The following is a 13,865-nucleotide window of genomic DNA, read 5'->3' on the forward strand; positions in this document are numbered from 1 at the left end:
GGAGGTGTCACCCACCGATGATCACCCGCCTCCTCGTCGCCAACCGCGCCGAGATCGCCAGCCGGGTCTTCCGCACCTGCCGAGAACTCGGCATCGAGACCGTGGCGATCCACTCCGACGCCGACGCCGATCTGCCGTACGTGGCCGAGGCCGACCACGCCGTCCGGTTGCCGGGCAGCGCCCCGGCAGAGACCTACCTGCGCGTCGACCTCGTGCTGGAGGCCGCGCGGCGCAGCGGCGCCGACGCGATCCACCCCGGCTACGGCTTCCTCTCCGAGAACGCGGAGTTCGCGCGAGCGGTCGAGGCCGCCGGCATCACCTGGGTCGGTCCGACCCCGACCTCGATCGAGCAGATGGGCTCGAAGATCGAGGCGAAGAAGCTGATGAAGGCGGCCGGCGTCCCGGTGCTCGAGGCGCCTGCGGAGCCGACCGAGGCCGACCTGCCGCTGCTGGTGAAGGCGTCCGCCGGCGGCGGGGGCCGCGGCATGCGCATCGTGCGGCGTCTCGACGACCTCGCCGAGGAGATCGCCCGCGCCGAGGCCGAGGCGGCGTCCGCCTTCGGCGACGGCACGGTGTTCGTCGAGCCCTACATCGAGCAGGGCCGCCACGTCGAGGTGCAGGTGGTGGGCAGCGTCGTGTTCGGCGAACGCGACTGCTCCCTCCAGCGTCGCCACCAGAAGGTGGTCGAGGAGGCGCCCGCGCCCGGCCTGCGCGAGGAGGTGCGCGCCGCCCTGCACGATGCCGCGCGCACGGCCGCCGAGGCCGTCGACTACCGCGGCGCCGGCACTGTGGAGTTCCTCTACGACCCCGCCACCGAGCGGTTCTCCTTCCTCGAGATGAACACCCGCCTCCAGGTCGAGCACCCGGTCACCGAGCTCGTGCACGGCGTCGACCTGGTGCGCCTCCAGCTCCAGGCCGCGCAGGGCCACGCGGCGGTCGACCGGTCCGACGCACCGCACGGGCACGCCATCGAGGTGCGCCTCTATGCCGAGGACCCCGCAGCCGACTACCAGCCGCAGAGCGGCACGCTCACGGCCTTCGAGATCCCGGCGACCCCCGGTGTCCGCGTCGATGCGGGCTTCGCCACCGGCAGCACCGTCTCGACGTTCTATGACGCCATGCTGGCCAAGGTCATCGCCTGGGCGCCGACCCGGGAGGAGGCCGCGCTCAAGCTGGCCGGCGTCCTCTCCAGGTCGCGCATCCACGGCCTGCGCACCAACCGCGACCTGCTCGTGCACGTGCTGCGCGACCCCGGCTTCCTGCGCGGCGAGGTGAGCACCGACCGGCTGCCCGAGATCGTCGCGACGATGCCGGCGCCGGCCCCCGACCCGGGCGCCGCGGCCGCGGCGGCGATCGCGCTGGCCGAGCAGGCGGTGGCCGAGCGCCGCGTGCAACGCCACCTGCCGGCGGCCTGGCGCAACGTCGTCAGCCAGCCGCAGCGCACCGTCCTCGAACGGGACGGCGAGGAGACCACCGTCGCCTGGTACGGCGGCCGCGACGGCTACACCGTGGCCGAACCCGCCGGCGTGACGGTGGTGGCGGCGTCGTCCGAGCTCGTCACCCTCGAGGTCCACGGCGTCCGCACCGCCTACGCCGTCAGCGTCGACGGCGCGGCGGTCGACGTCGACTCCGCCCGCGGCCATGTGCGACTGACCCGCGTCCCGCGGTTCGTCGACCCGGCCGACCAGCTCGCCAGCGGCTCACTGCTGGCACCGATGCCCGGCACCGTCGTCCAGGTGGCCGTCGGGGTCGGGGAGGAGGTCTCCGCCGGCCAGCCCGTGCTGGTCATGGAGGCGATGAAGATGCAGCACACCGTGAGCGCGCCGACCGACGGCGTGGTCACCGAGATCAACGTCGAGCCCGGTGCGCAGGTCGCCGCCGGTGAGGTGCTCGCCGTCGTGGAGGAGAAGGAATGACCGTCAGCTTCACCGAGTCCGAGGAGCGCCAGGAGCTCCGCAAGGCCGTCCAGGCCCTCGCATCCAAGTACGGCCGGGAGTACTTCAACGCCCAGGCCCGCAGCGGCGGCAAGACCACCGACCTGTGGCTCGACATCGCCAAGCACGGCTTCCTCGGGGTCAACGTTCCCGAGGAGTACGGCGGCGGCAGCGGCGGCATCGGCGACATCGCCGCCGTCTGCGAGGAGCTCGCCGCGCAGGGCTGCCCGCTGCTGCTCATGGTCGTCAGCCCCGCGATCTGCGGCACGATCATCGCCCGCTACGGCACCGAGGAGCAGAAGCAGCGCTGGCTGCCCGGCATCTGCGACGGCACCGGCACCATGGCCTTCGCCATCACCGAGCCCGACGCCGGCACCAACACCCACAACATCACCACCACCGCCCGCAAGGACGGCGACGGCTGGATCCTCAACGGCCGCAAGATCTGGATCTCCGGCGTCGACGAGGCCGAGAACGTGCTGGTGGTCTCGCGCACCGAGGACGCCAAGACCGGCAAGCTCAAGCCCTGCCTGTTCGTCGTCCCCACGAACAGCCCCGGCTTCGAGGCCAACCCGATCCCGATGGAGCTGATCTCCCCGGAGAAGCAGTTCCAGGTCTTCATCGACGACGTCCGGCTGCCCGCCGACGCGCTGGTGGGCGACGAGGACGGCGGCCTCATGCAGCTCTTCGCCGGCCTCAACCCCGAGCGGATCATGGCCGCGGCCTTCAACGTGGGCCTGGGCCGCTACGCCCTCGACAAGGCCGTGGCCTACGCCAAGGAGCGCGCGGTCTTCAAGACCCCGATCGGCGCCCACCAGGCGATCGCGCACCCGCTCGCGCAGGCGCACATCGAGCTGGAGATGGCGGCGCTGATGAACCAGAAGGCCGCCGCGCTCTTCGACGCCGGCGACGAGTTCGCCGCCGGTGAGGCCGCCAACATGGCCAAGTACGCCGCCGCCGAGGCCGCCTGCCACGCCGTCGACGCCGCCATCCAGACCCACGGCGGCAACGGCGCCAGCCAGGAGTACGGCATCGCCTCGCTCCTCGTCGCCACCCGCGTCGGCCGGATCGCGCCGGTGAGCCGGGAGATGATCCTCAACTTCGTGGCGATGCACTCGCTGGGGTTGCCGAAGTCGTACTGAGGTCGGGCGCCAGTTTCACCGGTCGGCCGGGGAAACTGCCCGAAATCGGGCCTCCGGAGCCCGCAAACGGCAAGTTTCCCCGGTCGGCCGGGGAAACTTGCCTACCCCAGCGACCGCATCTGCCCCGCGATCACCGAGGCATACCAGTCGAAGGACGCCTTCGGCGTGCGCTCGCCGGTCGCCTCGTCGACCTCGACGAGGCCGAAGCGCTGGGTCCAGCCCTCGGTCCACTCCAGGGTGTCGAGGAGCGACCAGGCGTAGTAGCCGCGCACGTCGACGCCGCGCCGGGCGGCCGTGGCGACCGCACGCAGGTGGGCGTCGAGGAAGGCGATGCGGTCGGCGTCGGCGACGACGCCGTCGGCCCCGCGGGTGCCGTGGAAGGCCGCGCCGTTCTCGGTGATGAGGATCGGCGGCAGCGCGGCGCGGTAGCGGGCCCGCATCGTGATGAGCCACTCGCGCAGCGCGTCGGGCACGATCGGCCAGCCGAGGTCGGTGGTGGGGTAGCCGACGGTCTCGCAGAGCTCGAAGGGCACGTCGGCGTCCTCGGGCGTCGCCCCGATGCGCATCGGCATGTAGTAGCTGACGCCGTAGAAGTCGAGCGGCTGCCGGATGGTGGCCAGATCGCCCTCCTGGACGACGTCCTCCATCAGCGGCAGCAGGTCGGTGGGGTAGCGCCCGAGCAGCATCGGCTCGAGGAAGAAGCCGTTCCACAGGGCGTCGAAGAGCTTGGTCGCACCGACGTCGGCGGCGTCGTCGCTCACCGGCCACATCGGCGCGTGGTTGTTGGCGCAGCCGACCTCGCCGGTCGACGACGCCCGGACGGCGACCGCCGCGCGGCCGTGGGCCAGCAGCAGGTGGTGGGCGGTGTAGAGGGCGTTGAAGTGCAACGTGCGTCCTGGCGCATGCGTGCCCAGGCCGTAGCCGAACATCGAGGCGACGTTGGGCTCGTCGACCGGCACCCACTGCCGCACCCGGTCACCCAGCCGGTCGGCGACGATCGAGGCGTACTCGGCGAAGCGGTCGATGGTGTCGCGGTTGAGCCAGCCGCCGTCGTCCTCGAGCTCCTGGGGGAGATCCCAGTGGTAGAGGGTGACCATCGGGTCGATGCCGGCGGCGAGCAGCGCGTCGACCTGACGCTCGTAGTGGTCCAGGCCCGCGGCGGACGCCGGCCCGCGGCCGCCGGGCTGCACCCGCGGCCAGGAGATCGAGAACCGGTAGGAGTGCACCCCGAGGCGACCGAGCAGGCCGACGTCCTCGCCCCACCGGTGGTAGCTGTCGCAGGCGGGGTCGCCGGTCGCGCCGCCGCGGATGCGGTCGGGGGCGGCGGCGAAGGTGTCCCAGATCGAGGGACCGCGCTCGGCGACGCCGCCCTCGATCTGCCACGCGGAGGTGGCGACCCCGAATCGGAAGCCCGGCGGCAGCTCCGGAACGGCGGCCGCATCGGTCATGGCACGATCTTGGGTCATGACCGTGGAGATCCGCAGGGGTTCGGCCCGCTTCGTGACCCGTGAGACAGGGCGTGAGACGCGGCACACGTTCTCCTTCGGCCCGCACTACGACCCCGAGCGTCTCGGCTTCGGCGCGCTGGTCTGCCACGACGAGCACCTGCTGCGCGCCGGAGCGGGTTTCGACACCCACCGGCACTCCGGGCTGGTCATCCTCACCTACGTCGTCGACGGCATCGTGCGCCATCAGCACGGGGACGACGCCCCGCGCGACCTCGCCGCGGGCGACCTCGGGGTGCTGGTCACCGGGAAGGGCGTCGACCACAGCGAGCACGCGGCACTCACGCCCACCCGGTTCGTGCAGTTCTGGATCGCCGACCCCGACGCCGACGACCGGCCCGTCGCGCACGCCGTCCACCCCTCCGGGCCCGGGGCGTCGGAGGTCGCGCTGCCCGTGCCGGGCGCCCACGCCGCGGTGCTGCGGCTCGCGGCCGGCGAGGCGGCGACGCTGCCGGCGGCCGGCCGTCTCTATGCCGCGGTCGCCCGGGGTGCGCTGCTGCGCTCCTCGCTGGCCGAGCCGCTCCAGGCGGGCGACGCGTTCGCCATGACCGAGGCCGAGGCCTACGAGGTCACGGCGGCGGTCGATACCGACATCGTCGTCCTCAGCCTCGGCTGAGGTCGGGCACGAGCACCTCGAGGGCCGCCGGTCGCACCTCCACCAGCGCCGGCTCGGCATCGAGCGCCGGCAGGACGCCGAGAGGCTCCCCGTCGGCTCCGACGTCGAGGGCACCGCGGCCCGGAGCGGGGTCGGCGGCCACCCGGATCCGGCGTCCGCGCAGCACGGTGACCTCGGGTCGCCGCACGTGCGAGCCGTCGTAGATGGAGGGGAAGGAGCGCACGAGCCGCAGGCGCGAGGCGGCCGCGACGATGACGACGTCGAGGACGCCGTCCTCGAGGGCGGCATCGGGTGCGATGTGCATGCCCTTGCCGTAGAACCCGGAGTTGGCGACCACCACCATGCCGGCGTCGAGCTCGTGCACCTCGCCGTCGATGTCGAGGCGGAACCGGCCGGGGGCGTAGGTGGCGATCGCGCGCAGCGCGCCGAGCGGGTACTGCAGCGGACCGGGCGTGCGGCGCATGCGGTGCACGAGCACGGCGGCGCGAGCGTCGATGCCGGCGTAGACCGAGCCGGCGACCAGCCGCTCGGCGGGAGCGCCGGGGGGCTGCCAGGCCACGAGGTCGACCGCGCGCGTCGTGCCGGTGGCGAGCACCCGGGCGACGTCGGCCGGAGCGCCGGGCAGACCGAGCATCCGGGCGAAGTCGTTGCCACGGCCGGCGGGCACGACCGCGAGGCGGGCACCGCTGGCCGCCGCCGGACCCACCAGGTGGGAGAGCATGCCGTCGCCGCCCACCGAGGCGACCACCCGACCGGACGCCGCCGCGGCGGCGACGAGGTCGGGCAACGCGTCGGCGCCGGGGGAGGTGACCACCTCGGCGTCCCCACCGAGCGCCTCGAAGGCCGCGACGACCTCCTGCACCGCAGCGGGCCGCAGGCCGCCGCCGGCGGCGGGATTGACGAGGAAGGTCACGGGACGCGTCATCGGGAGGAGGCTCCCAGATGCGCCGCAGGATTCCCACCCGAGCGGACCGATGAATCCTCGGCACCTGGCGGGTCGACCCGTCCGGGAGGCAGACTCCGAGCCCCCGCCCGCACACCGCGTCCACATCGAGGGGATGACCATGACGCCGGCACCGCAGCAGGATCCGGGCACCGCGACCGCGGAACTGGCCGACTTCGACACGCTCACCGCGCGCTACCAGCGCGAGCTGCTCGCGCACTGCTACCGCATGAGCGGGTCGGTGCACGAGGCCGAGGACCTCGTCCAGGAGACGCTGCTGCGCGCCTGGAAGGCCTCCGCCGACTTCCAGGGCCGCTCCTCGGTGCGCACGTGGCTCTACCGCATCGCCACCAACGTGTGTCTGACCAACCTCGAGGGGCGGCCGCGGCGTCCGCTGCCGACCGGACTCGGCGCACCCGACCAGCCGGCCGGCACCGCGTTGGAGCAGGACCTCGAGGTCACCTGGCTCGAACCGGTGCCGGACGCCGCGGTGGTGGTCACCGAACGGGACTCGATCCGGCTGGCGTTCGTGGCGGCGCTGCAGCACCTGCCGGCCCGCCAACGCGCGGTGCTGGTGCTGCGCGACGTCCTGCGATGGTCGGCGGCGGAGGTCGCCGAGGCCCTCGACACCACGACGGCGGCCGTGAACTCCGCCCTCCAGCGCGCGCACGCGCAGCTGGCCGAGCGGGGGCTCACCGAGGACACCGTCCAGCCCGATCTCACCGCCGCCCAGCGCCAGCTGCTCGACCAGTACGTCGAGGCGTTCTGGCGCAAGGACGTCGACACCATCGTCTCCCTGCTCACCGCCGAGGCGGTCTGGGAGATGCCGCCGTTCACCAGCTGGTTCCGCGGCCGGGAGTCGATCGCCTGGCTCATCGGCAACGAGTGCCCGGGCGGCAGCTTCGACATGCCGATGCTGCCCACCTCCGCCAACGGCCAGCCCGCCTTCGGCCTCTACATGCGGGCGCCCGGCGGTGCGGGTTTCGTGCCGTTCCAGCTGCAGGTGCTGGAGTTCGACGGCGACGCCGTGCGGCACGTGGCGGCCTTCTTCGACCCCTCGCTGTTCGAGGTGTTCGGGCTGCCGATGCACCTGCCCGACGACTGGACGCCGTGAACCGGGCATGAGGTCGACCACCGCTCCAGCGGTCCTGCTCGACCTCACCGCCGCCGGCGCGCTGCTCGACCGGGCTGTGGCCCTCCTCGACCCGCTCCTGCGGCAGGTGCGGCCGATCGACCTGACCCGCCCCACACCGTGCGCCCGCTGGGACGTCGGGTGGCTCATCACGCATCTCCAGGACGCCGTGGCCGCCGTCGCGGAGGCGGCATCCGGCGAGGTGCGGGTGGAGCCGCGGCTCGTCGCGAGGCCCGAGCCGGTCGGCGTCGCGGACGCCGCCCGTGCGCTGCTGGAGCAGTGGCGCGCGGACGCCGCCGGCTCCCCGGTCGTCGTCGGGACCGCGCACCTGACGCCCGGCGTCCTCCTGGGCGCCGCGGCGCTCGAGATCGCCGTCCACGCCGACGATCTGGCGGTCGCCCTCGGCCGGCCCGGGATGGACGACGCGCTGGCTCTGACCCTCTGGCCGGTCGCGCGTGCGCTGGTGCGCACCGGCGACCGGGCGGGGCGCTTCGGCGCGCCCGTGGAGGTGCCGCCGGGGTCGCCGCCGCGGATGGTGCTGCGGGCCCATCTGGGACGCCGACCGGGCTGAGCGTCCCGCACCGGACCAGACAGATCCCGCTCAACGGCGGGGTTTTCGGCGTTTCGAGGACCAGAACCGCCGTTCCCGCCCGAAGCTCCCCCGGGGTTCTTAGGGTGACCTCATGCAGGTCGCCCGGACCGCTCCCCCAGCGGTCAGGCCGGTGCCCACCGGCGGATTCCTCTCCTCCACCTCCGATCCTCGACTGGAGCTGGCGCTCAGCGCCCAGCGGTCGGGGCGGCTCCTGGAGGCGCTCGGCCTGCTCTCCGCGCTGCACGCCTCGCCCTCCGGCGTCCCGGACCGTGATCTGCGGGTGCTCAGCGCCCTCGTCGAGCTGCGCACGGCCCGCGGCGACCTCGCCGAGGCGCGGGCCCTGGCGGCCGGGCTGCCCGCCGACCTGACCGCCGCCGTCCACGACGGCCTCGACCGTGCGGTCGCCGGCCAGGTCGAGGTGGCGCGTGCCGAGCTCGCCGCGGCCTCGGGTGATGTCGAGGAGGCGATCGCCGGCCACCGCCGCGCCGAGCACTGGGCCCACGACGCCGCTCCCGACGTCGTCCCGTGGCGGGCCGGACTCGCGGTCGCACTGATCCGCACCGGTGCCCGGCGCGAGGCGGCCTCGGTCGCCGCCGACCAGTACGCGGCCGCCCGTGCCTGCGGCGACCCCTACGCCGTCGCGATGGCCCTGCGCACGATGGCCACCACCGACCCCGGCGATCGTCGTCTGCACCACCTGCGGGCCGCGCGCCTCGAGCTGGAGGACGGCGGAGTGGTCGCCGAGCGGCTCGGTGCCCAGATCGACGCCGACCTCGGCGGGCTGCTGCTCCTCGGCTTCTCGCCCGACGACCGGGCCGAGGCCGTCCGGCTGCTGCGCAGCGCCGAGACCTACGCGGGCCGCCAGGAGCTGCGCCCGCTGCAGGAGCGGGTCGCCCGGCTGCTGGTGCGCATCGGCGAGGTGCCGCAACCGGTGCCCAGCGACGCCCTCGGCGCGCTCACCGCCACCGAACGCCGCGTCGCCGACCTGGCGGCCCGGGGGCTGACGAACCGGGCGGTGGCCGCCGAGCTCGCGGTCAGCGTCAAGGCCGTGGAGTGGCACCTCTCGCACATCTACCGCAAGCTCGGCATCACCTCGCGCACCCGGCTGCCGGGAGCGCTGGGGCTCTCCTCGGTCGGCTGAGGGGACGCGCGGGCCGACCCGGCCCCGGACTTCCCAGGGGAAGCCGTCGCGTATCAGGGGATGTTCCTCCTGATACGTGCAGGAGTCACCGGTGCACCGGTGATTCCGACACGCCGTCCGTCACCGTCAACCCACCCTCCCCAGGCCCGCTCACAGCCAGGCCCGCTCACAGCCAGGCCCGCTCACAGCCAGGCCCGCTCGCAGCCAGGCCCGCTCACAGCCAGGTCAGCTCACAGCCAGGTCAGCTCGCGCCCGTGCCCGTGGGCGTGAGCCCGCGCGACGCCGTCGATACCGACGACGAACGGTTGGGACGTGGCGGGGTCGAGTCGGCCGGCCGCGGCGACGCGCGGCAGCACCCGCGCACCCTCGTTGCTCACCCAGTGACAGGCACCCTCGGCCACCAGCCGGGTCATGAGGGTGTGGAAGCGCTCGCGGTCGTCGTCGGCGAGGTAGGCGATGACGGCGGTGTGGAACACGATCACCGGACCGTGGCGCCCGGCCTCGGCGATGAGGGCCTCGGTCGAGGTCAGCAGGTCGCCGGCCACGATCCGCGGCGGCTCGGCCCGGGCGATCTCGACCGCGGCCCGCAACGTGGCGCGGCGGTCGTCGTGCTCGGGCCAGATGAGGGTCTCCAGCCAGGCCATCGCATCGGGGTCGGTGACGTCGAGCGGGTGGAGGTCGATGCCGCCGCGCCACGCGACCTCGAGCGGGCGATCGGGCAGCGGAGCGGGCCCGCTCACCGTGCACGACAGCTCGTGCGCCGACGGCCCGGCCAGGGTGACGTCGCCGGCCGGCGTGGTCCACCGGTAGCTCCACCGGTCGGGGTAGAGGCACAGGCCGGCACTCGCGCCGACCTCGACCAGTGCCACGGGGGCACCGGCGGCGTCCGCCAGCTGCGCGAACGCCGGCAGCAACACCGCCGAGCGCCGCGCCTCGTTGGTCTGGGTGGAGCGGCCGAGGATGGTCGAGCGGAGGGTGCCGTCGTCGTCGAGGAGGGCGGCCCGCAGCGCCTCGTACGGGCCGGGCGCTGGGACGCCGTGCCAGCGGGCGGCGGCGAAGACGAGGTTGGGTTGGCGCTTGAGGCCGGGCAGGGTGTCGATCCAGGCCAGCACGTCAGTGTCGTCGGCGATCGCCGTCGACCACGCCACCAGGGACGGCGAGTCGACGCACTCGCGTGCGAAGGCGAGGTACTGGTCGCGGGTGCTGCCGTGAGGATCCATCCCGAGTAGGTCCTTTCCGGTGGGTGGTGGGGCGTCAGCCGGCCGGCAGCGCCACGTAGGTGGTCTCCAGGAACTCCTCGATGCCCTCGAAGCCGCCTTCGCGGCCGAAGCCGCTGGACTTCACGCCGCCGAAGGGTGCAGCCGGGTTCGAGATCAGGCCGGAGTTGATGCCGACCATGCCGTAGTCGAGGGCCTCGGCCACGCGGATGGTGCGGGCGAGGTCGCGGGTGTAGACGTAGGAGGCCAGCCCGTACTCGGTGTCGTTGGCACGGGCGATCGCCTCCTCCTCGGTGGCGAAGGTGCCGATGGCGGCCACGGGACCGAAGATCTCCTGACGCACCAGCTTCGCGGACGACGGCACGTCGAGCAGCACGGTCGGGCTGTAGAAGAAGCCGGCCCGCTCGGGCGCCGACCCGCCCGTGACGACCCGTGCGCCACCGGCCACGGCGTCCTCGACCAGGGCGGAGACACCGGCCACGGCCTTCTCGTCGATGAGCGGGCCGACGTCGACGCCGTCGTCCTGGCCGCGGCCCACCGACAACGCGCCCATGCGCGCACCGAGCTTGGCGGCGAACTCCTCGGCCACGGCCTCGTGGACGAGGAAGCGGTTGGCCGCCGTGCAGGCCTCGCCCATGTTGCGCATCTTGGCCACCATCGCGCCGTCGACGGCGGCGTCGACGTCGGCGTCCTCGAAGACGATGAAGGGGGCGTTGCCGCCGAGCTCCATGCTCACCCGCTGGAGGTTCTCGGCCGACTGGCGCACGAGGATCTTCCCGACGCCGGTGGAGCCGGTGAAGCTGACCTTGCGCAGCCGGTCGTCGTCCTGGAGCCGCTTGCTCACCTCGGCGGCGCGGGTGGTCGGCACGATGTTGAGGACGCCGTCGGGCAGCCCGGACTCGGCGAGCACCCCGGCCAGGGCGAGCATGGTGAGCGGGGTCTGCTCGGCCGGCTTGATGACCATCGTGCAGCCGGCCGCCACCGCCGGGCCGATCTTGCGGGTGCCCATGGCGAGCGGGAAGTTCCAGGGCGTGACGAACAGGCACGGCCCGACCGGCTTCTTGATCGTCAGCAGACGGCTGCCGCCGGCCGGCGCCTGCATCCAGCGGCCGTGGATGCGCACGGCCTCCTCGGAGAACCAGCGGAAGAACTCGTTGCCGTAGGCGACCTCGCCCTTGGCCTCGGCCACCGTCTTACCCATCTCCAGGCTCATGAGCAGCGCGAACTCCTCCGCGCGGGCCGCGATGGCCTCGAACGCACGGCGCAGGATCTCGCCGCGCTCGCGCGGCGGTGTGCGGGCCCAGTCGTGCTGCGCGGCGACCGCGGCGTCGAGGGCGGCGACCGCGTCGGCGACGGTGCCGTCGGCGACGGTGGTCAGCACCGAGCCGTCGGCGGGATCGAGCACCTCGAAGGTCTCCTGGTGCTCGGCGGGACGCCACCGCCCTCCGATGTACAGGGCACGGTGGTCGTCGGGCAGCAGGGCGGAGACGCGGTCGAGGCTCACGGGACCGATCCTGTCACCGCCCTCCGACGCCGCCAACGGGGGCCCGCCCCGTCGGCAGCGCGGACCACGTCGGGATATTTGTCCCGGACGTGTGGGGGGATTCGGCCTCCATCGGTCCCGCGGCCATGGCACACTGGTGCCGTCGACTTCGGAGGGAGCACTCAGAAGCGACGGTGAACCCCTTGCTGACCCCATGCAGCGAGGGGTTCACTCATGTCAGCCCCTGTCAGCGACCGCGCAGGAAGGCCTCCAGCAGCGGCCCGGCCGTTCCCGAGCCGGAGCTCCCCTCGTCGACGAAGACCGCCACGGCGAGGTCGCCCTGGGCGCCGACCATCCACGCGTGGGTGAGGGTGCGGCCGTCGCGCTCGAACTCCGCGGTACCGGTCTTGGCGATGACCGGGTCGCCGGGGACGTCGAGGAGACCGCGCCCCGATCCGCCGGTCACCACGCCGCGCAGCATCGAGCGCAGCGCGCCGGTCTCGGCCGCCGTCAGCGGGGCAGCGTCGGCCGGCGGCTCGGCGCGGACGTCGTCGACCAGCCACGGGACGACGGTGCGCCCGGCCACGACCGAGGCGAGCACGGTGGCCATCGCCATCGGCGAGGCCAGCACCCCGCCCTGACCGATGAGGTCGGCCGCGGCCTGGGTCTGCGAGCCGGGCGGGGGCACCTGACCGAAGTAGGCGGGGAAGCCGAGGTCGTGGTCGACCCCCACCCCGAGGGACGCCGCAGCGGCCGCGAGGTCGCCGTCGTCGAGGCGCCCGCGCTGGCCGATGAAGGCGGTGTTGCAGGAGTTGGCGAGCGCGGTCGCGAGCGGGATGTCGCCGTTGGCGCCGGCCGGGTAGTCGGAGTAGTTGGTGAAGCGCTTGCCGTCGACGGTGACCGCGACCGGGCAGGACACCGTGCTCGAGGGCGTCAGCCCGGCGCGCAGCAGGGCCAGGCTGGAGACGATCTTGAAGGTGGAGCCGGGCGGGAACTGGCCGTAGGTGGCGAGGTTGAGAGCACTGCCGGGACCGTTGGCCGCCGCGAGCACTGCCCCGGTGCTGGGACGGATCGCCACGAGCGCGCTCGGCGGCCCGACCTCGGCGAGCACCCGCTCGGCCAGCGACTGGAGCGACTCGTCGAGACTGAGGCGCAGGGCCGTGCCGTTCGTCGGCTCGATGCGCGTGAGCTCGCGGCGCTCGGCGTTACCCGGGGAGTCGGCGTCGCCGCCGTCGGCGGGGACGACGGCGTCGACCACCGCGCCGGGCGTGCCGCGCAATCGGTCGTCGTAGCGGGCCTGGAGCCCCGAGAGGCCGGCGACGTCGCCGACGCGGTAGCGCTGCGGATCGTCCTGGACCATCTCGGCGGTCACCGGCCCGACCGAACCGAGGATCGGCGCGGCGAAGGTGCGGGTCGGGGCGAGCGGGAGCTGCCCGGCGATGGCGGCCGCCCCGGGGATGGTGTCGTAGTCGCGGCCCACGCGCACCGGGACGTCCTCCTGCCGCAGCACCAGGCCCTCGACGAACGCCTTCGGGCCGGCCGCCTTCACCCGGGCCGCGAAGTCGTCGGCGTCGATGCCGAGCAGGTCGGCCAGGCGCCGGGCCGAGCGCGCCGCGGTCGACGCCGACACCCGGCTGCGGTCGATGCCGAAGCGCACCACCGGCCGGTCGGTGACCAGCACCCGCCCGCCGGCGCCTCGCACGACGCCGCGCTGCGGCGGCACGGAGACGGCGTCGAGCACCTCGCCGTCGGCCAGGGAGGGTTCGACGAGCCCACCGCTCCAGGCGCTCTGCCAGGCGCTGCCGCGCAGGGTGAGCGGCGCCTCGGTGGTGTAGGTCCACGCGTCGGCGCCCGGGACCAGGGTCCAGCTCCAGGCGAGGGTGACGGTGGCGCTGGTGCCGGTCACGGCGATGTCGTCGACGCGCACCTGCGGGGTGCGGTCGTCCATGCCCGCGACGATGGCCGCGTAGCGGCGACCGGCCTGCTCGGCGGTGAGGCCGGCGAGGTCGACGTCGGCGAAGTCGCCGTCGGTCAGGGCCGCCGCGAGCGCCTCGGCGGCCGGCCGCAGGTCGGGGCCGTCCTCCTCCCCGCCGCCCGAGCAGGCGGTCGGGACGAGGAGGAGCAGCGCCGCGAGCGCCCAGCCGAACCGAGACATGCTCC

11 protein-coding genes are annotated in these 13,865 nt (G+C 74.0%); 6 read left to right on the plus strand and 5 right to left on the minus strand.

The window, feature by feature from the left end:
- The first annotated feature begins 17 nt into the window (after positions 1-17).
- On the plus strand, positions 18-1,916 hold the full coding sequence (locus tag ABD671_RS15595) for an ATP-binding protein (RefSeq protein WP_344734350.1): 1,899 nt from the start codon (positions 18-20) through the stop codon (positions 1,914-1,916).
- Positions 1,913-3,076: an acyl-CoA dehydrogenase family protein gene (locus ABD671_RS15600; protein ID WP_344734351.1), complete on the plus strand. Its 1,164-nt coding sequence runs from the start codon at positions 1,913-1,915 to the stop codon at positions 3,074-3,076. Before ABD671_RS15595 ends, ABD671_RS15600 begins: the two co-directional genes overlap by 4 nt.
- A gap of 101 nt (positions 3,077-3,177) precedes the next feature.
- On the opposite strand, the gene ABD671_RS15605 is transcribed toward ABD671_RS15600, so the two are convergent.
- A complete protein-coding gene (locus ABD671_RS15605) occupies positions 3,178-4,524 on the minus strand; it encodes a GH1 family beta-glucosidase (RefSeq protein WP_344734352.1) in 1,347 nt (448 codons plus the stop codon).
- A 16-nt stretch (positions 4,525-4,540) separates the two neighbouring features.
- Between ABD671_RS15605 and ABD671_RS15610 the strand changes: the two genes are divergently transcribed.
- Positions 4,541-5,197, plus strand: a complete 657-nt coding sequence (locus tag ABD671_RS15610) for a pirin family protein (protein WP_344734353.1) — start codon at positions 4,541-4,543, stop codon at positions 5,195-5,197.
- Here the strand turns inward: ABD671_RS15610 and ABD671_RS15615 are convergent.
- Entirely contained in the window at positions 5,184-6,122 is a 939-nt protein-coding gene (locus ABD671_RS15615; protein ID WP_344734354.1) for a diacylglycerol/lipid kinase family protein, read from the minus strand. The genes ABD671_RS15610 and ABD671_RS15615 overlap by 14 nt on opposite strands.
- Before the next feature lie 139 nt (positions 6,123-6,261).
- Between ABD671_RS15615 and ABD671_RS15620 the strand changes: the two genes are divergently transcribed.
- The 3 genes from ABD671_RS15620 to ABD671_RS15630 all read left to right on the plus strand — a co-directional run bounded on the left by ABD671_RS15620 (position 6,262) and on the right by ABD671_RS15630 (position 9,005).
- Positions 6,262-7,254 carry a sigma-70 family RNA polymerase sigma factor gene (locus ABD671_RS15620; RefSeq protein WP_344734355.1) on the plus strand — a complete coding sequence of 331 codons (993 nt, stop codon included), beginning with the start codon at positions 6,262-6,264 and terminating at the stop codon, positions 7,252-7,254.
- Between the two features lie 7 nt (positions 7,255-7,261).
- Positions 7,262-7,843, plus strand: coding sequence for a maleylpyruvate isomerase family mycothiol-dependent enzyme (locus tag ABD671_RS15625; protein ID WP_344734356.1), 582 nt, complete (start codon positions 7,262-7,264; stop codon positions 7,841-7,843).
- 112 nt (positions 7,844-7,955) lie between these two features.
- Positions 7,956-9,005, plus strand: a complete 1,050-nt coding sequence (locus ABD671_RS15630) for a LuxR C-terminal-related transcriptional regulator (protein WP_344734357.1) — start codon at positions 7,956-7,958, stop codon at positions 9,003-9,005.
- Positions 9,006-9,235: 230 nt separating this feature from the next.
- On the opposite strand, the gene ABD671_RS15635 is transcribed toward ABD671_RS15630, so the two are convergent.
- The 3 genes from ABD671_RS15635 to ABD671_RS15645 form a co-directional block, all read right to left on the minus strand.
- Positions 9,236-10,225 carry a DUF2332 domain-containing protein gene (locus ABD671_RS15635; RefSeq protein WP_344734358.1) on the minus strand — a complete coding sequence of 330 codons (990 nt, stop codon included), beginning with the start codon at positions 10,223-10,225 and terminating at the stop codon, positions 9,236-9,238.
- A 34-nt stretch (positions 10,226-10,259) separates the two neighbouring features.
- Positions 10,260-11,726: an NAD-dependent succinate-semialdehyde dehydrogenase gene (locus ABD671_RS15640; protein WP_344734359.1), complete on the minus strand. Its 1,467-nt coding sequence runs from the start codon at positions 11,724-11,726 to the stop codon at positions 10,260-10,262.
- Positions 11,727-11,952: 226 nt separating this feature from the next.
- Positions 11,953-13,860: a penicillin-binding transpeptidase domain-containing protein gene (locus ABD671_RS15645; RefSeq protein WP_344734360.1), complete on the minus strand. Its 1,908-nt coding sequence runs from the start codon at positions 13,858-13,860 to the stop codon at positions 11,953-11,955.
- Positions 13,861-13,865: the final 5 nt, after the last annotated feature.

Origin of the sequence: Nocardioides fonticola (assembly GCF_039536805.1) — a bacterium.
GTDB lineage: Bacteria > Actinomycetota > Actinomycetes > Propionibacteriales > Nocardioidaceae > Nocardioides > Nocardioides fonticola.

Bases quoted from the DNA above. Each gene is read 5' to 3' on its own strand.
- ABD671_RS15595 (WP_344734350.1), top strand. From the start codon at position 18: ATGATCACCCGCCTCCTCGTCGCCAACCGCGCCGAGATCGCCAGCCGG.
- ABD671_RS15600 (WP_344734351.1), top strand. From the start codon at position 1,913: ATGACCGTCAGCTTCACCGAGTCCGAGGAGCGCCAGGAGCTCCGCAAG.
- ABD671_RS15605 (WP_344734352.1), bottom strand. From the start codon at position 4,524: ATGACCGATGCGGCCGCCGTTCCGGAGCTGCCGCCGGGCTTCCGATTC.
- ABD671_RS15610 (WP_344734353.1), top strand. From the start codon at position 4,541: ATGACCGTGGAGATCCGCAGGGGTTCGGCCCGCTTCGTGACCCGTGAG.
- ABD671_RS15615 (WP_344734354.1), bottom strand. From the start codon at position 6,122: ATGACGCGTCCCGTGACCTTCCTCGTCAATCCCGCCGCCGGCGGCGGC.
- ABD671_RS15620 (WP_344734355.1), top strand. From the start codon at position 6,262: ATGACGCCGGCACCGCAGCAGGATCCGGGCACCGCGACCGCGGAACTG.
- ABD671_RS15625 (WP_344734356.1), top strand. From the start codon at position 7,262: ATGAGGTCGACCACCGCTCCAGCGGTCCTGCTCGACCTCACCGCCGCC.
- ABD671_RS15630 (WP_344734357.1), top strand. From the start codon at position 7,956: ATGCAGGTCGCCCGGACCGCTCCCCCAGCGGTCAGGCCGGTGCCCACC.
- ABD671_RS15635 (WP_344734358.1), bottom strand. From the start codon at position 10,225: ATGGATCCTCACGGCAGCACCCGCGACCAGTACCTCGCCTTCGCACGC.
- ABD671_RS15645 (WP_344734360.1), bottom strand. From the start codon at position 13,860: ATGTCTCGGTTCGGCTGGGCGCTCGCGGCGCTGCTCCTCCTCGTCCCG.